Annotated in this window: 17 protein-coding genes, 2 pseudogenes and 1 other annotated feature; of the genes and pseudogenes, 11 read left to right on the top strand and 8 right to left on the bottom strand. The window is 40.8% G+C overall.

Annotation, left to right across the window (positions count from 1 at the left end):
• Positions 1-130 precede the first annotated feature (130 nt).
• Positions 131-2,307 (top strand): annotated as a pseudogene (locus FTU65_RS11970) (TonB-dependent receptor).
• Positions 2,308-2,400: 93 nt separating this feature from the next.
• On the opposite strand, the gene FTU65_RS11975 reads toward FTU65_RS11970, so the two are convergent.
• Positions 2,401-3,465 carry an aldehyde reductase gene (locus tag FTU65_RS11975; RefSeq protein ID WP_180065370.1) on the bottom strand — a complete coding sequence of 355 codons (1,065 nt, stop codon included), beginning with the start codon at positions 3,463-3,465 and terminating at the stop codon, positions 2,401-2,403.
• 335 nt (positions 3,466-3,800) lie between these two features.
• Between FTU65_RS11975 and FTU65_RS11980 the strand changes: the two are divergent.
• The 3 genes and pseudogenes from FTU65_RS11980 to bfr all read left to right on the top strand — a co-directional run bounded on the left by FTU65_RS11980 (position 3,801) and on the right by bfr (position 7,137).
• A pseudogene (locus tag FTU65_RS11980) lies at positions 3,801-5,034 on the top strand (IS3 family transposase).
• Positions 4,076-4,192: a sequence feature (AL1L pseudoknot), on the top strand. Its footprint overlaps the pseudogene before it by 117 nt.
• 302 nt (positions 5,035-5,336) lie before the next feature.
• Positions 5,337-6,311 (top strand): 23S rRNA (adenine(1618)-N(6))-methyltransferase RlmF, encoded by a 975-nt coding sequence (gene rlmF / locus FTU65_RS11985; protein WP_180065392.1) that lies wholly within the window; start codon positions 5,337-5,339, stop codon positions 6,309-6,311.
• Between the two features lie 361 nt (positions 6,312-6,672).
• Positions 6,673-7,137 (top strand): bacterioferritin, encoded by a 465-nt coding sequence (gene bfr, locus FTU65_RS11990; protein WP_067762676.1) that lies wholly within the window; start codon positions 6,673-6,675, stop codon positions 7,135-7,137.
• 57 nt (positions 7,138-7,194) lie between these two features.
• Here the strand turns inward: bfr and FTU65_RS11995 are convergent, their stop codons facing one another.
• Complete coding sequence (locus FTU65_RS11995) at positions 7,195-7,728, bottom strand: peroxiredoxin (RefSeq protein WP_373683461.1); 534 nt, start codon at positions 7,726-7,728, stop codon at positions 7,195-7,197.
• Between the two features lie 223 nt (positions 7,729-7,951).
• On the opposite strand from FTU65_RS11995, the gene FTU65_RS12000 reads away from it, so the two are divergent.
• The 5 genes from FTU65_RS12000 to bioD all read left to right on the top strand — a co-directional run bounded on the left by FTU65_RS12000 (position 7,952) and on the right by bioD (position 12,674).
• Positions 7,952-8,683, top strand: coding sequence for a YqiA/YcfP family alpha/beta fold hydrolase (locus tag FTU65_RS12000; protein ID WP_180011987.1), 732 nt, complete (start codon positions 7,952-7,954; stop codon positions 8,681-8,683).
• Between the two features lie 86 nt (positions 8,684-8,769).
• On the top strand, positions 8,770-10,062 hold the full coding sequence (gene bioA, locus FTU65_RS12005; protein WP_180011985.1) for an adenosylmethionine--8-amino-7-oxononanoate transaminase: 1,293 nt from the start codon (positions 8,770-8,772) through the stop codon (positions 10,060-10,062).
• Positions 10,059-11,216 (top strand): 8-amino-7-oxononanoate synthase, encoded by a 1,158-nt coding sequence (locus FTU65_RS12010; protein WP_180011983.1) that lies wholly within the window; start codon positions 10,059-10,061, stop codon positions 11,214-11,216. Before bioA ends, FTU65_RS12010 begins: the two co-directional genes overlap by 4 nt.
• A 7-nt stretch (positions 11,217-11,223) precedes the next feature.
• On the top strand, positions 11,224-12,012 hold the full coding sequence (gene bioC, locus FTU65_RS12015) for a malonyl-ACP O-methyltransferase BioC (RefSeq protein WP_180011981.1): 789 nt from the start codon (positions 11,224-11,226) through the stop codon (positions 12,010-12,012).
• Positions 12,009-12,674 carry a dethiobiotin synthase gene (gene bioD, locus FTU65_RS12020; protein ID WP_180011979.1) on the top strand — a complete coding sequence of 222 codons (666 nt, stop codon included), beginning with the start codon at positions 12,009-12,011 and terminating at the stop codon, positions 12,672-12,674. The genes bioC and bioD overlap by 4 nt, the downstream gene beginning before the upstream one ends.
• A gap of 47 nt (positions 12,675-12,721) precedes the next feature.
• Here the strand turns inward: bioD and rluB are convergent, their stop codons facing one another.
• Genes rluB through FTU65_RS12035 form a run of 3 tightly spaced genes read right to left on the bottom strand, consistent with a single transcriptional unit; the run spans position 12,722 to position 15,269 of the window.
• Positions 12,722-13,840 (bottom strand): 23S rRNA pseudouridine(2605) synthase RluB, encoded by a 1,119-nt coding sequence (gene rluB, locus FTU65_RS12025; RefSeq protein WP_180011977.1) that lies wholly within the window; start codon positions 13,838-13,840, stop codon positions 12,722-12,724.
• A 41-nt stretch (positions 13,841-13,881) separates the two neighbouring features.
• A complete protein-coding gene (scpB, locus tag FTU65_RS12030) occupies positions 13,882-14,478 on the bottom strand; it encodes an SMC-Scp complex subunit ScpB (protein WP_078190063.1) in 597 nt (198 codons plus the stop codon).
• The gene (locus FTU65_RS12035; RefSeq protein ID WP_180005437.1) at positions 14,475-15,269 is read right to left on the bottom strand and encodes a ScpA family protein; all 795 of its coding nucleotides are present in this window, start codon (positions 15,267-15,269) and stop codon (positions 14,475-14,477) included. The genes scpB and FTU65_RS12035 overlap by 4 nt, the downstream gene beginning before the upstream one ends.
• Before the next feature lie 339 nt (positions 15,270-15,608).
• Between FTU65_RS12035 and FTU65_RS12040 the strand changes: the two genes are divergently transcribed.
• The gene (locus FTU65_RS12040) at positions 15,609-16,328 is read left to right on the top strand and encodes a GNAT family N-acetyltransferase (protein WP_180065378.1); all 720 of its coding nucleotides are present in this window, start codon (positions 15,609-15,611) and stop codon (positions 16,326-16,328) included.
• A 31-nt stretch (positions 16,329-16,359) separates the two neighbouring features.
• Here the strand turns inward: FTU65_RS12040 and FTU65_RS12045 are convergent, their stop codons facing one another.
• The 3 genes from FTU65_RS12045 to FTU65_RS12055 all read right to left on the bottom strand — a co-directional run bounded on the left by FTU65_RS12045 (position 16,360) and on the right by FTU65_RS12055 (position 18,141).
• On the bottom strand, positions 16,360-16,668 hold the full coding sequence (locus FTU65_RS12045) for a hypothetical protein (RefSeq protein ID WP_180066829.1): 309 nt from the start codon (positions 16,666-16,668) through the stop codon (positions 16,360-16,362).
• A 103-nt stretch (positions 16,669-16,771) separates the two neighbouring features.
• Complete coding sequence (locus tag FTU65_RS12050) at positions 16,772-17,389, bottom strand: L-threonylcarbamoyladenylate synthase (RefSeq protein ID WP_078190059.1); 618 nt, start codon at positions 17,387-17,389, stop codon at positions 16,772-16,774.
• An 89-nt stretch (positions 17,390-17,478) separates the two neighbouring features.
• On the bottom strand, positions 17,479-18,141 hold the full coding sequence (locus FTU65_RS12055) for an elongation factor P hydroxylase (RefSeq protein WP_180005434.1): 663 nt from the start codon (positions 18,139-18,141) through the stop codon (positions 17,479-17,481).
• Between the two features lie 97 nt (positions 18,142-18,238).
• Here FTU65_RS12055 and FTU65_RS12060 point away from each other — a divergent pair, with 97 nt between their 5' ends.
• Positions 18,239-18,796, top strand: a complete 558-nt coding sequence (locus FTU65_RS12060) for a DUF177 domain-containing protein (RefSeq protein WP_078194223.1) — start codon at positions 18,239-18,241, stop codon at positions 18,794-18,796.
• Positions 18,797-18,860 lie beyond the last annotated feature (64 nt).

Genomic DNA, 18,860 nt, shown 5'->3' on the forward strand with positions numbered 1-18,860 from the left:
TCTACAATTTATAAAAAATGAATATTTATATTTTTCATTAAAAAAATATAATTATCGGGATTCATGATGCAGTTAAGAATTATTCTAAATATAATAATGATTCTTATTCAAATAAATTAAGCGTTCAACAATGATCAATTTTCCAAAAACTCATTTAGTCCGTGCGATTTCAATCGCGATCTTAGGGGTGGGCACATCTGCAGTAGTAAATGCAGCAGAGCGAACCGTGCTTGAAACAATTGAAATTGAGGTACCTGCAGAAAAGCAACTTGCAAATGGTAAGTTGAAAGCGCAGACAGAACTTGGTGCTTTGGGAAATAAAAAAATTGTTGATACGCCATTTAGCGTTGCTGCATATAGTGAAAAGTTAATTGAAGAACAGCAGGCTACGACTGTTGGTGAAGTATTAAAAAATGATGCGAGTATCCGTATTACAACCAACCAAGGTCATTTAAACGAAAACTTTAATATTCGTGGCTTTGACATCAATCACGATGACATTGCACTCAATGGTATGTACGGTATGGCGCCTTATGGACGCGTACCGACTGAATTTCTAGATTCGGTAACGGTTTTAAAAGGCCCGAATGCCTTGGTTGCAGGTATGTCGCCTGCTGGCGGGGTCGGTGGTGTGGTCATCGCTAAAACTAAGCGTGCAGATAAAGAAAAAACTCAAGTTTCAGCTTCAATGGAAGAAGGTGGTTTTTACCAATCAGGTTTTGACGTTTCGCGACGTTTTGGTGCTGAAAAAGAATTTGGTCTACGTGTGAATGGTGCTTATGGTCAAGGTGAGCACATTATTGAAGGCATGGAAGATAAACATGCATCAGGTGCAATTGCTGCAGACTATACAACGGATAAGTTAAAACTTAATTTTGATGCCTATGCGGTACGTGATGATCGTAATGGTGGTTCACCTGCGATAGTCGCGTTCGGCGTGAAAGACGCACATGGTCATATCTATAATGGCGTACTTGATGCGCCTAAAGGCGATACCAATTATTTTAGTAATTTAGAAGGTCATACAGATAGTGAGTTTGTAGGATTAAGTGGTGAATATGCATTCACGCCTGATTTAAATGTGTATGCAGGTGTAGGCATATTGAAAAGGCCTATAGCGGACACATTTTTGGTACGCGTCTTATCGTAGGGCAAGCTGATGGTCATGCTACTTCACAGTACTATCGTACAGGGTCATCTGAATCGATTACATCAGCCAATACAGGTTTCCAATATAAGTTTAATACAGGTGCTGTAAAACATGCCTTAAATGTAAGAGCTGACTACTTGACCAAAGAAACAGATCAACATGTTGCGGCAACACAAGAGAAAATTAATTCAACTAATTTGTATGATCCTGATACGACTGTAGGGATGCCTTCTGCGTACCCAGTGGTTAAACCGAATTTAGATAATAAATATACTAGCTATACGGTATCTGATCAGATTTCAATGTTGGATGATAAGTTACAATTTATTGTTGGTGCACGTTATCAAGATATCGATACCAAGAATTTACAGAAAAAAACTGGCTATCAAGACGATAAAATATCCCCAAGCTTAGGTGTTGTGGTTAAACCATTTGGTGAGAATCTTTCTATTTATGCAAACTATGTTGAAGGTCTTTCTGAAGGTGTAACGGTGAATAATGTTGCAGATGCCAACAATAATGTCACCTTTGCGCCATTCCAAACCAAGCAATATGAATTGGGTGCAAAATATCAAGCAGGTTCTTGGTTGAATACATTTGCCCTTTATCAAATTGAAAAACCATCGACTATGGTAGCTTCATATTCTGATGGCCAACCCAATAATGCAATCAATCAAATTACTACAGATGATGCAGAAACACGTTCACGTGGCGTGGAATGGGCATTTTCAGGAGAGATTTATACAGGTCTAAATCTGATGGGTAGTTTGGCTTATATCGATGCTGAATATACCAAAGCAGCGGTGAAAAATGGTGTAACTAATCAAGGTAATTCGGTATATGGTATTCCTGACTTTACCGCAACGCTTGGCTTAGATTATGCAGTACCTTATGTAGATGGATTAAATGTGAATGCGCGTGCAAACTACGTGAGTGAACAGTACTTAAATGAAACCAATGCACTTAAACTACCAGACTATACAATTTTAGATTTAGGTGCGCGTTATAAAACCAATTTGGGTGGTGTAAATACTACATTCTTAGCCAATATTGATAACGTGACTGATGAGAAATATTGGGAAGGTACATTCAACTCAGGTTATGCCTTAGTGGGTGGTCCACGTACCTATAAAGTTGGCTTAACATTCGACTTTTAAATAACCAATACACGTCAATTCAAAAAGCCACCTATTTAAGGTGGCTTTTTTTCAAACTAATTGAGCAAGTTATTAGCTTAATGAATGTCTAATTTAGGGAATATATTGCTTCACCACACCATCATCCAGCAGCTGCTGAAAATGCTCAACAAGACTGGTTTCAATATTGCGGTAGCTGATGCCTAGCTCGGACTTACTTTTGTCGGCATTGAAGTAGATTGGAAAACCCATATTCAGCTCAACAAAAGACTTGGAAAAACCTGCCAGCGGGCCAAACAATTTAAATGCGGCTTTAGGCAACTGGTTGCGCGGGAAGGGGAATTTTGGACCAAAGTGCTGGCGCAGAATTTTGCCCATTTCCAGCAGGCTGAGCGTGCCGCCGCTGATAATATAACGGCCTTTTGCATTTGGGTTAAAGGCTGCTTGCAAGTGTGCATCCGCAACATCACGGACATCTACAATGCCATTCCACATCGGCGGTACACCTGCGAGGGTCATACCGTTAGCAAACTGCTCAAGCACTTCAACGCTGCCAGACTTGGTCATCGCAGTTAGTGAAGGGCCAAGAACCAGCGCTGGGTTGACACAAACCAGTTCCCAGCGGTTTTGTGCTTTTTGCATATCCCAAGCTTTGCGCTCCGCCATGACTTTTGAATATGGATAGGGCTGATGGGTTTCAGAGCTGGTGGTGTTCCAGTGAGACTCATCAAATTCATTATGCTCGGTCTGTAGAATATCAATGGCATCACCATAGGTTGATGCGATGCTTGAAGTCACGACAACACGTTTTACTGACTCAGTTTTATTGACACTGTTGAGCACATTTTCAGTGCCTAAAATAGCTGGCTCGATAATATCTTTTATTGCGTCTTTATAATTGGTGACGACAAATGGAGATGCCATGTGGATCACAATGTCACAACCTTGCATGGCTGAATCAAATGCACCCTCATCTAATAAATTGGCTTGAAACAGTTTTAAAGCACCAGTTGTTTCAGCTGCAATTTTTTCGAGATGTGCAAATCCTGATGTTTTATTTAGATCACGAACTGTGGCATGCACTGTATGACCTAATTCAAGTAAGTTCTTAATGACCCAACTGGCAATATAGCCTGTCGCGCCTGTGACGAGTATCTGTCTTGTTGTCTTGCTATTCATATTCTTCAACTTTAATTGACGCATTTTCTATCATATTGAGAATATTTGGTTTTGTCTTTGATTGATTTGAAAAATATATGTTGATGATTGGGTTTAATACGCTCTAAATTCAGCAGAAAATGTATGTGAATGCTGTAAAAGTACTTTTTTTATTGATCTTAAAAAACGCGAATATGGGATGAATGTTGGATAGATGTATATTCTTATGATTATGGACGCAAAATCTCACAAATGAATGGATAAAGAGTCATATCTAACTTGTGCGCTTTAACTTAAAGCCTAGATTGAACCGTACCGGGTTTGTCGGAGACTCAGTATTCTGAGAGAATGTTCCGATGACCAAATTAAAATATACCCCTGAAATCAGAGAAAGAGCGGTTCAATTATTGATTGAATCTGAAAAAGACTATCCATCTAATTGGGCTGCGATCACAGCTATTGCGCCTAAGATTGGTTGTACTCCTGAAACACTTCGTGCTTGGCATCAAAAGCATTTAGATGAGCAAAATCCTATCAAAGTACAACAGATCTCTGATCAAGAAAAAATGAAGCAAATGGAACGTGAAATCAAAGAATTAAAGCGTGCCAATGAAATTCTGCGTAAAGCAGCCGCTTTTTTCGCCCAGGCGGAGCTCGACCGCCCATACAAATAATGGTGGATTTCATCCATAACAATAAGGCGTTATATGGTGTTGAGGCGATTTGTAGGATTTTACCGATCTCAGCTTCTACCTATTATCGAACACTAGATATTGCTGAAAACCCAGAACATCGAGCAAAGCGAGATCTACATGATTTGCATCATGCTGAACAAATTAAACGAATTTGGAAAGAAAGTTCAGGTCGATATGGTGTACGTAAAGTTTGGCAACAACTGAAACGTGAAGGTTATGTTATTGCACGCTGTACAGTGGTTCGCTTGATGAAGAAGCTAGGTATACAGGGTGTTTGGCGTGGGAAGAATAAATACACCACCCGTAGCCGAGATGATCAAAAAAGAGCGGATGATTTAGTGAAACGTAATTTTACTGCTGATTATCCTGACCCTTGCGAAGCAGTGCTTCTCAGGTCGGTGACTTCACGTATATTCAAACTCATTCAGGCTGGGTCTATACCGCCTTTATTATTGATGTGTTCTCACGAGCGATTGTTGGATGGAAAGTATCAACACGTATGAATACAGACATGGTGCTCGATGCACTAGAGCAAGCATTGCATGACCGAGGTATGCCTAAGAATGTGATTCATCATTCAGATAGAGGTGTTCAATATCTTTCAATTCGCTATACCAATCGTTTAGAAGCAGCAAATTTACGAGCATCAGTCGGTACGACCGGTGATTCATACGATAACGCTTTGGCTGAAACAGTGAATGGGTTATACAAAACAGAGGTGATTGAATATTTAAAAGCAGACTGGCAAGGTTTAGCGGATGTACAACTTGCGACATTAAATTGGGTAGATTGGTTCAACAAAAAGCGTGTACACAGCGCATTGGGTTATGTATCGCCTTTTGAGTTTGAAGCAATGTACTATGATAAGATTAACCCGTTAGGTCACGTGGCCTAACTTAAATAAAAATGTCTCCGACAAACCCGGTACGGTTCATTTTTTGTTGATTCTTCATGTTTCATGATTGTTATTTAATCAATGTTTCACGGTTTTGTTTAATGAAATTTAAAGCTATAGCAAACAAAAATGTCCAGATAAAATAAGAATAGATACCCAAGTGGTTATTGATTTTCAGATAGACAAATAAAAGGTTTGGGGCGTCATTGAGCGTTAAATTCACGTACAATATCGATTCATTTGCAGGTATAGACCCTGCCTTATCAGTTGATTCTGTTCTCCCGTTAAATATTGGCATACACATGGCGCAAGCAAAGAAATCTTTTCCGCAACAAAAATCGGAACTACATGCACGGAATCTGCATCGCAGTCGTTACGATTTTCCTCAACTCATTAAGAGTTGTCCGGAACTTGCACCTTTTGTCAGCCCAAATAAATATAATGATTTATCGGTAGATTTTTCTGATCCACACGCTGTGAAAATGCTCAATAAAGCATTGCTTAAGCATTTTTATGGCATTCAATATTGGGATATTCCCAAAGATTTTCTTTGCCCGCCTATTCCGGGCAGGGCTGACTATATTCACTATTTGGCTGACTTGTTAAGTGCCAACAACAAAGGGCAGATTCCAACAGGACACACCGTTCAAGTCTTAGATATTGGGGTGGGCGCGAACTGTATTTATCCGATCATTGGTCATCGCAGCTATGGCTGGAAATTTGTAGGCTCAGACATATATGCTGCATCGGTTAAAAGTGCTCAATTTATTGTGGAGGCCAATCCGAATCTGCGTAAAGGCATTCAGATTCGATTGCAGAAAAAAGCGAGCAATATTTTCAATGGTGTGATTAAACCTTCAGATCGTTTTGATTTGACCATGTGTAATCCACCATTTCATGCCTCGCAAGATGAAGCCAACGCGACAGCAACGCAAAAATTAAGAAAACTGGGCAAGCCAGTTGATCGGAGCAAGGTGGTATTAAACTTTGGCGGTCAAAAGAACGAACTCTGGTGTGATGGCGGCGAAGAGCGATTTGTCTGCCAAATGGTACAAGAGAGCATCCAGTTTGCTGAACAATGTCTTTGGTTTAGTACGCTGGTTTCCAAGAAAACAACATTGCCAGTGCTTTTAAAGGCCTTAGCGAAGAGCGGTGCAGTGGATGTGAAAACCATTAAAATGACGCAGGGACAAAAAGAAAGCCGTTTTGTCGCTTGGACTTTTCTAGATTTAAGGCAACAGCAAGCGTGGAAGAATGCACGTTGGACTTCAGCTTAAGTCTGTCTTCGTTGGAGATTTTCGCCTTGTCTTTGACAGCAATGCATAGGGCATCAATATAAAGTTTCCCATAGCGATAAGCTCAGTGTGTTGAATCAATCAGGAGATATTTTTGCTAAACAAGACACATTGTTAATTGTTACAAAAAACAGCATCCAGCGATTTTTGATTATTTCGTGTTCTAAATGCCTTAAATTTTCTGCAAGGGCTTCTTTTATATGTGAAAAATGCGCGGAATTGAACTGCAAATGCGTATGTTTATCATTTAAATTTTATATAAATCATAAACTTACAAAAATTATATTTTGCATTCATTTTGAAACTTGTCCATAATATTTGAAAAGGGTATGGAGTGAAGAAAATGCGTGGCAACCCAGAAGTCGTAGACTACTTAAATATGCTGATCGGTGGCGAACTGGCTGCTCGTGATCAATACTTAATTCATTCCCGTATGTATGAAGATTGGGGCTTAAGTAAAATCTTTGAACGTATCGATCATGAAAGCCAAGAAGAAGGCTCACATGCAGATGCATTGATTCGTCGTGTATTGTTCCTTGAAGGTACGCCGAATATGAATCGTGATGATATTGAAGTCGGTACAGACGTCGTGACCTGTTTAAAAGCAGATTTGGCGCTTGAATATCATGTTCGTGAGAAACTAGCACAAGGCGTAAAATTGTGTGAAGAAAAAGGTGACTATGTGACCCGTGACATGCTACGTCAGCAAATGTCAGATACTGAAGAAGATCATACCTACTGGCTTGAAAAGCAAATGCGTTTGATCGAACTCATTGGCCTTCCAAACTATATTCAGTCTCAAATGTAATTTAAAAAATATCCAAAAAACCCAGCTTCTGCTGGGTTTTTTATTGGGGCATGAAAACTATTGTTGTAGTCTTTTAATATCTGCCAAGACCTTCGTCGCGTGTGTCTGTGCATTCACGCTGGTGTAGTGATACACAATAATGCCTTTCGGATCAATCAGAAAGGTTTCACGTTTGGCAACTTTCAAAATCCCTAAGTTTCGTACAATACCTAGCTGAGTCGCCAGCTTATGCAGTTGGTCGGCAAGAATTGGAAAGGGAAGTTCGAGTGCTTTAGAGAACTTTTGATGTGATGCAACATCATCTAAGCTTGCACCCAAAACAACCGCATTACTTTTTAAAAATTGTGGATATAGGGTTTTAAATTGATTGGCTTCTTCTGTACAACCGGGTGAGTTGTCTTTGGGATAAAAGTACAGAACGAGCCATTTCCCTTGATATTGCTTCAGTTCGTGCCATTTTTCATTTTGATCTTGCAATTTAAAGTTGGGTGCGGGTGTGCCTACCCATTGTTTTTGTTTGTTTTGACTGGTGCTGAGTATTGATGTTTCGGCAACTGTGATTTGGGTAGTTGCTATTAAAGCACATGTCATGAAACAGATTTTTAGCAATGAAGAAACTTTCATAGAGCATCAGTTTATATTGTTCTTTATCCGATCTTAGCAAATTTTAAAGCGCTATAGGCTAGCTGATTTTATATTTATCAAAGTCGATTTCGAATGTCTTTTGGCAAATCGGTTGATGTGCTGAAATGCCACTATCAAACTTGCTCAGAACTTTTATACTATTTGGAATCGGTTAATTTTAGAGTTTGCATTGAATCAACATATTTTACTTATTACTGGCTGGGGCGGCGGTCGTAAATTACTTACTCCTTTACAGCAGGCATTGATCACACAAGGTTATCAGGTCGAATTATGGAATATTTTTGATGCCTTAAATCTAGAAGTGCTCGAACAGAAAGTTGAATTGGCGCAGCAATTTGATGTGATTATTGGCTGGTCACTTGGTGGTCAATTGGCGACGATTTTGGTAGATGAAATTCAAAAAAAATATCAACAACAAAAAGTGCTGATCACACTTGGCTCAAATCCAAGTTTTGTGGCTCATGAAAAGTGGTCTGCTGCGATGGATCAAGCGACTTTTCAAAGCTTCAAACAATCTTTCGAGCAGGATGCAATTTCGACCCTAAAAAAGTTTGGTTATATGGTTTGTCAGGGTACTTATAGCACCAAGCAAGATTTCATCATCTTGCAAAGTTTGATTCAAGCGCAAAATTTAGATGTGCTTCGAGCAGGATTAAACTGTTTGGAGAAGCTTAATAATGTCAGTATCTTGAAAAACTACACAGGTCATCAATACCATATTTTTGCTAAGCAAGATTATTTGGTTAGTTACAAAGTTGAACGCTTACTGCGTAATTTAGCTGTAAAGTTTTTGGAGACTGAATTGGTTTCTGGCTCACATGGCTTTCCATTGTTCGAATCTGAAGTCATAAGTTGCAAAATCTTCCAATATTTAAAGAAAATAGAACAAATCTCTGAATAGCTGGGCTTTATGGCAATTTATTTTTCATTGGCGTGGGGGTAACATCTTGCCACATTGATGTTTTAGCCTGATACATGGAGTGAGGGATGGTCAATTTAACCGATCTACAATTTGATCAGCAGCATATTTGGCATCCCTATACATCGATGACTCAGCCCCTTCCAACGTTTAAAGTGAAACGTGCGCAAGGGGTAATGATTGAGCTTGAAGATGGTCGTCAATTGATTGACGGTATGTCTTCATGGTGGTGTGCAATTCATGGTTATAACCATCCCGAGCTAAATCAGGCAGTGACCGATCAACTGCAACAGATGTCACATATCATGTTCGGTGGATTGACACATGATCCCGCGATTCAACTGGCTAAATTACTGTTAAAAATCACACCGCCCAGTTTAGATAAAATCTTCTTTGCCGATTCAGGTTCGGTTGCTGTCGAAGTAGCCTTGAAAATGGCAGTGCAGTATTGGGCATCTTTACATCAACCGAATAAAACTAATTTTGTCACACCACGTTCTGGCTATCATGGCGACACTTGGAATGCGATGTCTGTGTGTGATCCCGTGACAGGGATGCATCAAATTTTTGGCCCAAGTTTACCAAATCGAATTTTTGTTCCTGCGCCGCAAGTTGGCTTTGACCAAGCGTGGAATCAGGCGGATATTGCTGAGCTAGAAAAGACTCTCTCTGAACAGCATGCGCAGATTGCAGGCCTGATTTTAGAGCCGATCGTGCAAGGTGCCGGAGGTATGCGTTTCTATCATCCTGAATATTTACGTCAAGCTAAATTACTCTGCGAAAAATACAATATCTTGTTGATCTTCGATGAGATCGCGACAGGTTTCGGGCGTACCGGAAAACTCTTTGCTTGGGAATGGGCCGCAGTTGAGCCAGACATTATGTGTATAGGCAAAGGACTGACGGGCGGTTATATGACCTTATCTGCAACCTTAACCACGCAGAAAGTCGCGAATACGATTAGCCAAGGCGAAGCGGGTGTGTTTATGCATGGCCCAACCTTTATGGCAAATCCGTTGGCATGTGCGGTCGCAGTAAAAAGTACCGAACTGCTGCTGTCTCGAGATTGGCAAGCGAATATTCGACGTATCGAAACACAATTGAAGTTTCATTTACCAGCACTTTCATCGCTTGAACATGTCAAAGATGTACGAATACTTGGTGCAATTGGTGTGGTGGAATTGACCTTTAATGTCGATATGAAAACGCTACAACAGGAGTTCGTCCGTCGTGGCATTTGGATTCGTCCATTCGGTAAGCTGGTTTATGTCATGCCGCCATATATTATTTCTGAGCATGAATTAAAAACATTGTTAGAACACATGGTTGAGGTGGTGAAAAACATGGAGCAGCCAGCATGAATCTGCTCAACCATTTTTCAGAGCAGCTTGATCAGCTGAAACAGCATGGCAACTTACGTCAGTTCACGTCAAATCATCAGCACGATCGTTACATTAGTATTCATGATCACAAAATGTTGAATTTGGCGTCAAATGACTATTTGGGCTTGGCGTCCAATGTTCAGCTTCGTGAACAGTTTTTTGATGAGACCCCGAATAATCAACGTTGGATGAGTTCATCATCCTCTCGATTGCTGACGGGGAATTTTCCAGAATATGAGCAACTTGAATCAACATTAAGTGATGCCTTTCATGGCCGATCAGCACTGTTATTTAACAGCGGCTATCACATGAATATCGGGATTTTACCTGCACTGGCAGACAGTAAAACCTTGATATTGGCGGATAAGTTGATTCATGCCAGTATGATTGATGGCATCCGCTTATCAACTGCGAAATATGTGCGCTATCGCCATAATGATTTGGCACATTTATCTCAGCTTTTATGCAGATATCATGAAAATGAGGCTTTTGAGCGGATCATTGTAGTGACTGAATCGATTTTCAGCATGGATGGTGATGAAACCGATTTAGCTGAACTGGTACGGATCAAAAAGCAATTTTCCAAAGTAATGCTATATGTCGATGAAGCGCATGCCATTGGTGTGCGCGGTGAGCGAGGTTTAGGTTGTGCTGAACAATATCAAGTGATGGATGATATTGATCTTTTAGTCGGGACATTTGGTAAAGCACTGGCTTCAATAGGGGGGTATCTCATCTGTCATGCGATTATTCGTGACTATTTGATTAACTCGATGCGACCGTTGATTTTTAGTACCGCACAGCCCCCGATCTGTATGGCGTGGACAGATTTTATCTTCAAGAATGTTTTAAATTTAAAAGCAGAGCGTCAATATTTACAGCAAATCAGTCAAAGTTTGCAGCGAGCTGTGCAAGACAAAGGTTTTGATTGTCCATCTACATCACATATTGTGCCCGTCATTATTGGCGAGTCGAATAAAACTGTAGCAAAGGCTCAAGCTTTGCAAGCAGCAGGTTTTTATATCATGCCTGTACGTCCACCCACTGTGCCGCAGCATAGTTCGCGCTTACGCATTTCACTCACTGCTCAAATTACACAAACTGATTTGGATCAGTTGACTCAATTGTTGTGAGTGACTTGTGAATAATTTTGAGATTGATAAATGCCAAGTGGCGTTGCGCTTTGCTCAGGCAGGGCACAGCTATGCTGAACATGCCGTAGCACAAAAAGAGATTGCTCAACATTTATTTGAGTTGATGCAGCAGTATTGTCCAAAGTTGCAAAATCACCCCGTAGAAACCGTTTTTGAAATTGGATGTGGCTCGGGGAATTTAAGCCATTTAATGCTGGAAAATATGCAAATCAATCATTTGGTTTTAAATGATCTGTATGCAGAAATTCAACAGCATTTTCAGTCAAGTCCGCAGATTCAGTACAGACTTGGAGATATCGAACAACTTGAATTTCCACAGCATATCGACTTGATCGCATCCAGTTCGGCTTTGCAATGGGTAGGGAACTTTGCGGGCATTGTCGAAAAAGCCTTTCAAAGTTTAAATCCAGAGGCATATTTTTGTTTTTCGACCTTTGGACAGCAGAATTTACAGGAAATAAAAGCTTTGACTGGGCAGGGTTTGGACTACCTCGATATCGACATGCTTCAAGCTATATTAAGTCAAAATGGTTTTGAAATTCTGCATCTTTCAGAGCAGACAGCGGCATTATATTTTGATCATCCAAAGCAGGTTTTGCAGCATTTAAAAGCGACAGGTGTGACTGCGACAGCCTCACATTTTCGTTGGACGAAACAATCGCTCTTTGATTTTTATTCAGCATATCAACAGTTTTCTTTGCGTGATGAAACTGGGCAGATGCGTTATACACTGACCTATCATCCGATTTTTTGTATTGCACGGAGAATGCCATGACAGGGCAAGTTTATTTCATTAGTGGGATCGATACAGGCATCGGTAAAACATATACCACGGGCTATTTGGCTAAAATATGGAATGAACAAGGGGCGCGAACGATCACGCAAAAGTTGATCCAAACAGGCAATGTCGATATTTCTGAGGATATAGAACAACATCGTCAAATTATGGGTACAGGGTTGTTGGTCGAAGATGAAACCAAACTCACGATGCCTGAAATATTTAGTTATCCTGCATCGCCACATCTTGCTACCAAAATTGATGGACGTGACATTGATTTTGCTAAAATCGAATACGCGACAAAACGTTTAACTGAAAAATATGACAATGTTTTACTCGAAGGTGCGGGTGGGTTGATGGTGCCATTAACCACGGATCTTTTAACCATCGACTATGTTGTAGAGAAAAAATATCCTGTTATTTTGGTGACATCAGGTCGTTTGGGCAGCATTAACCATACGATTTTAAGTTTGGAAGCACTAAAAAGTCGTGGCTTAGTGCTTTATGCACTGGCTTATAATTTAAATGATGAATCGCAAGATGTATTGATTTCTAAAGATACTGCTGAATATTTAAAAGCATATTTAGCCAAACACTTTCCAGAGGCGTTATGGATTGATGTTCCAGTGATTCCGTCTGTGTTGATTCCGTCAGTATAAAGAAACAAAAAACCGCTCAAATGAGCGGTTTTTTTATACTTAAGAAATTAAAATTTCTTAAAGCCTTTGTTGTTTCCGCTAAATGCACGACTTGGCACAGAGTCATTACGACGCTCACGATTGCCAAAATTGTCGTTACGACGTTCACGGTTACCGAAGTTTTCACTGTTGCGATCATTACGGTTATTGTTGAAACCTTCGTTGCGACGCTCTGAACGGTTAAATCCATTGCCTTGGAAACCACCTTCAGTACGACCAGTACGACGTTCGCCACGGTTGTCTTGATAACCATTGCTTTGTTGTGGCTGGTTTTCGTCACTGTCACGACGTTGTTGGCGTAAGTAACCACCACGACGTGCTGCCATTGGTTTATCTTGCATACGTTCAGTACGACGTTTCGCCATACCAAACAGGCCAGTACCTTGACGTGGTTTAAGCTCAACGGACTTGGTTAAGTTGTCGATATCTTGTTTATCTAGCTCGATCCAGCGACCAGTACGTAGTTCGCGTGGCAGAATTACTGAACCATAACGTGTACGTAAAAGACGGCTCACTTTTAAGCCTTGAGATTCGAAAATACGACGAACTTCGCGGTTACGACCTTCTTTTACGACCACTTGATACCAACGGTTAATACCGTCACCACCAATTTCAGAGAATGACTCAAATTTTGCAGGGCCATCATCTAAAACAACGCCTTGTAACATGTTGTTTTTTAACTGAGGAGTGACTTCACCCATGACACGAACGGCATATTCACGTTCGATTTCGCTAGAAGGGTGCATTAAACGGTTCGCCAGTTCACCGTCATTCGTGAACAGCAATAGACCTGTAGAGTTGATATCTAGACGACCCACCATCACCCAACGATCACCGGTAATTTGAGGTAATTGTTCAAATACCGTTGGACGGTTTTCAGGGTCATTGCGTGAGCAAATTTCGCCTTCTGGTTTGTAGTAAATCAACACACGGCGACGAATTTCGTCTTCAATTTGGAACTGAACTTTACGACCATCGATGCGAAGCTCATCACCCGGTTCAATACGTTCACCCACTTGGGCAACTTGCCCATTTACGCTCACACGACCAGCGGCAATGACTTCTTCCATATAACGGCGAGAACCCAAACCAACGCGTGCGAGCACCTTTTGCAATTTTTCACTCATGACAGCATAACCTTAGAAATTATCATCAACAGTTCACCTATTTATGACTTCGGTGCATTCGCATCGAGGGCCATAAAAGCTTCCTTGGCATCCTGCAGGGGAGGCAATTGGCCCAAAGAGGTCAGACCAAAAGCATTTAAAAATTGAGGCGTTGTAACTAACAACGCGGGTCGTCCAGGGAGTTCACGAAAACCAGATTCTTTAATCCAGTTCCAGTCAAATAACGTACGTAAAATTTGACTATTGTTGGTCACCCCACGGATTTGCTCAATATCTGCGCGGGTTACCGGTTGATGGTAAGCAATGACAGAAAGAGTTTCGAGCAAGGATGGCGATAAACGAGTTGGTCGTTCAGGCCAGGTCTGTGCAATAATATTACGATATTTTGCACGTACTTGAAAACGGAAACCTTGAGCAGTTTCAACAAGTTCAATTGATCTGCCGTGTTGCAGCATTGAAAGTTGCTGCAAATATTGGCGTAATTCGGTTTTACTGAAACGGTCTTGGAAAGCCTCTTTTAAACGGGCAATACTCACCGCCGCTTCACTGGCAAAAATAATGGCTTCAAGCTGCATCAAAATTTCATGCAGATTATCTTCTGAAGACACCGCAGTCATTTGTTTAAGTTCAGTGTTCATGCACGTGCTCCCTGAATTGCAAGCGGTGCTTCTACACCTGATGCGACAATTTGAACTTTTTGTTGGCGTGTCAGTTCCAACACGGCCATAAATGTCACGACAACACCCATGCGGCCTTGGCTTGGTTTGAGTAAGTCCGCAAAATCTAATACTTCACCTGACTCAAGCTTAGTTTCAATATAAGCAATACGTTCTTCGAGTAAGACAGGTTCTTGTAAAATTTGGTGGGTAACCGGTTCTGGTCGATTAAAGACACAGAGTATGGCATCACGAAGTAATTGAATGTCATAGCCATCATTGGTTTCGACTATTGTTCCTAAACTGACATTGGTATCGAATGTATCTCGATCCAATACTGTCATTTGACCTAATCTTTCCGCAGCTTGTTTGATGCGCAAATAGGTTTCTAAACGGTCAATTAATTCTTGTTTAGGATCTTGTTCATGTGCTGCGGTCGATTTAGGTTTTGGCAATAATAGACGCGATTTTAAATCGGCCAATAGGGCTGCCATCACCATATAGTCTGCGGTTAATTCAATATCTAGGGATTTCATTGCATCCATATAAGACAAATATTGGGATGCAATCGGGGCAATATCGACTTGTAATAAGTCGAAGCCATTTTTTTGAATCAGGTAAATCAGAAAGTCGAGTGGTCCTTCGAAATGCTCTAATAGAATTTCAAATGCAGCGGGTGGAATGTACAAATCTTCTGGAATAGCTTCTTGCCACTCATCCAAAACGCGAATGTGTGGAGCATCTTCCATAGAATTATGGACAGTTTGGTTCATTGCAATTATAGGCCACGCGAATTTTCAAAGGCATGCAGACAGCTTTCGCTTCGATCTCACATCGAAAGTAAAAGCACAAAAGTTATAAGGAATAGTGTAATGGAAAAATGCGTTTAAAGAAATTACTGAACGGTTGAATTGGGTAAAAAACTTAAAATTTATAGGGAATAGGCTTTATTTATACACATGTAAAATTTTAAAGCTGTGATATCGATCACATCTTGTGTTAATTATAAAAAATACACTCATCAATCCATGAACTCATTTAAGCTGTGATATCTGGGTGATGGGCGTCCAGCATGAAATGAATTGAATGAAATGACTAAAAGAATATTAGCTATGCCACAACAATATAATCAATGGGGTCAGGCCGTAGGGATGACGTTGGAGCATTTTGAACCTTGCCAGTTCAGATGTAAAACCGAAGTGGGGCAATCTGTTCGGCTTATTCCGATGTTGCCCGATCAGCTTGATGATAGTCTTTTACAGCGGCTATGGCAGACAGTACAACAAGAACCTGATGAACGCTGTTGGACGTATTTGCCTTATTCTCAAATTCAAAGCATGCAGCAATTGCGTGATTATTTTCAGCAATCCTTTCATTTTACCGGTTCGATGCATTATGTCATTGAGGTCGGTGATGCCATTGTAGGGTGGATTGGATTGCTCAATGTACGCCCAGCACATGCTGTCATCGAAATTGGCAATGTCTTTTTTTCAAGTTTAATGAAGCGATCAACCGCCGCAACAGAAACCATTTATCTATTGTTAAAAGCATGCTTTTCAGCGGGATATAGACGGGTGGAGTGGAAGTGTGATGACTTGAACACGCCTTCGAAAAACGCTGCTTTGCGTTTTGGCTTTCAATTTGAAGGGTTGTTTCGTCAACATGTGATTGTGAAAGGTCGTAACCGTGATACCGCTTGGTTTGCGATGTTAGATCAGGATTGGCCAATGTTGTCTCAAGCTTATGCAGCTTGGCTCAATACAAATAATTTTGATGAGCAAGGGCAACAAAAAATTCATTTAAAAGAATTTATGCAGCTTTATCGCGCTTGAGCAAAAGCCAACTATCAAGACTTTGAGCCTGTTAGTCATATCTTTTTTCAAGTGCAAATTCGATGATGTGCTGGCACTGCGCTTGCGAGCAGAGATTTTGACTTGATCGGTGTTTAAATAGTGATTTGACCGTTGATGCATGCAGAAAGTAAGAAAAAGCCTGCGGCTGTGTTGTCGCTGTTGGTAAAATTAAATTTTTATCTATTGCCCTTAGTTGAGCCGTGGATTCTAAAGTCCAAGGCTCAGTGGCATATATAGCAAAATGATTGAGACTGCTTTGCTCGGAGACACTGAGGTCTGTCGCATTTTGGAGCTTGAGTAACATTTGAAATAAAGTCATCAGGTCGATTCCTTTATCGAAAGGTGCTTTAACCGCGTTTTGAGCAGATGACCTTTACATGCTGTGCCTCTGATCGGTAACAGCATGCATTTAACAGTACATGCTATTCAAAGGCACTGACATCACCGACACCGCGGCGGATCACTTCTGGGTATTCACCTGCAAGGTTTACAACGCTAGTGGTATTCAAAGTACCTAAACCGCCATCAATCAATACATCTATTCGTTTGCCGATTTGCAGTTCAATTTCGTAAGGATCATCAATCGGTTCTTTTTGACCCGGTAAAATTAAGGTCGATGTTAATAAAGGCTCACCCAATTCTTTGAGTAATAATTGGCAAATCGGGTTGCTCGGAATACGCAGTCCAATGGTTTTCTTTTTAGGATGCATTAAACGGCGAGGAACTTCACTGGTCGCAGGCAAAATAAAGGTAGTGACAGCAGGGGTGTTATTTTTCAATAAACGATACATGGCATTGTCGACTTTGGCATATGTGGCAATGTCAGATAAATCTGCACAAATAATCGCATATTGATGTTTAGCATCGAGCTGACGAATTTGGGCAATGCGTTCCATGGCATTTTTGTTCCCAATCTGGCAACCGATGGCATAGGCGGCATCTGTAGGATAAACCACCACATCGCCGGCACGAATCCGTTCAACGGCTTGCGTAATTAAACGGGGTTGAGGATTTTCCGGATGTATTCTTAAATGCAACATGTCGTTTTCCTCTTATTATTAAAAGCTCTAGACATTATGTCGCGGTCTATTTGCTTTGTGCAATGTGAAATGCAGTCAAATTGTATAATTTAATCAAGCATTTCACGTTGAAATTCATTCGCCTGTAACATTTTGCCAGCACGTGTACAGTGACAAATGCATTGGATAAAGCGCCAAGCATCGCGTGGAAGTTTGGCTTCGCCCTTAAAATAAGCCTGTAATTGTGCATAGACATTATCTTTAAAGCTGCTGCCATCACCACCTTCACCAGTGAGGTTATCAAGTGAGACACGAAACTTACGCCCAAATGCTTTGGCAAATAACCATTCGATCGCTTGGGGCTTAATTTCTACCTGTTCAAAGAGGGCTTGTTGCTCTTTACTACGACCATCAGGTGCATACCAATAGCCTAAATCGGGAAGTAAACGACGTTGATCGCCAGCAATAGTCCAATGGCTAATTTCATGCAGGGCGCTATTGAAATAACCATGGGCAAATTGAATACGGGCAGGGCCGTTTGAATCGGCAGGAAAGTACTCGGGCTCAAAGTCACCTTTCACTAAGCTCACATTCAGGTGGGAAAACCAATGATTAAAGTGTAAGATGAGCCAATCGACGTGTTCTGTTTCTGTGGAAAGTTTCTCCCAAGCCGAGAGTTGCACTTGGTCAGTTGAAATGTCAGAATCAAGCGTTGAAATTGTGCTCATAAGTGATGAAACATTCACTTCTGTTTGCGGCTGCAACAGATGCATAACTTAAGTTACCCAAATGGTCTGTCTAAATAAGTACAAAATTGTATCTTAATCTTTGACAGAGTACTGATGAATTTGTAGAATTGCCGCCTTAATTATGTCAGCAAATACCTTTCCGGCACAGATTGAGCCGTTTAAATGGGCTGAACAGGGCTTTAAATGGTCAGGAACACTGCCATTATCTCGCTTTGTTCGTATTGCTCGTGAAGCTGTTGGATCAATTGATGATCAATTGATTAACATAGACTGTAAGCTATCAATGGATGCTTATCATCGCATTGTATGGCTAGATGGTCATGTTGAAACAAATGTTCCAATGGAATGCCAGCGTTGTCTGGATACTGTTGAGATCCCACTTGTTTCAAGTTTTCATCTAGCTCTTGTAGATGACGAGTCACTGATAGAGCGCTTGGATGAGGATGCTGATTTCATCGTTTTAGGTGAAAGTGAAGCAACAACCAAAGGTTCATATGATGCGCCTGCGACTGCTGATTTACTCTCACTGATAGAGGATGAATTGTTATTGTTGATGCCTTTGTCACCTAAGCATGACGCTTGTGAACATAAGCATCAACCTGCCGCTGAAGAGCTTGTTGAAGAAAAACGGGACAACCCGTTTGATGTTTTGGCAGGTTTGAAGGGTAAACTTAACTAATTTTTGTGTTATACTCATATGTATAAGACAATCGAATTTGTTCTGATCCATTTTTTCGATCTTT

The sequence above is a fragment of the Acinetobacter sp. YH12129 genome, from assembly GCF_013418685.1.
Classification (GTDB): Bacteria; Pseudomonadota; Gammaproteobacteria; order Pseudomonadales; family Moraxellaceae; genus Acinetobacter; species Acinetobacter amyesii.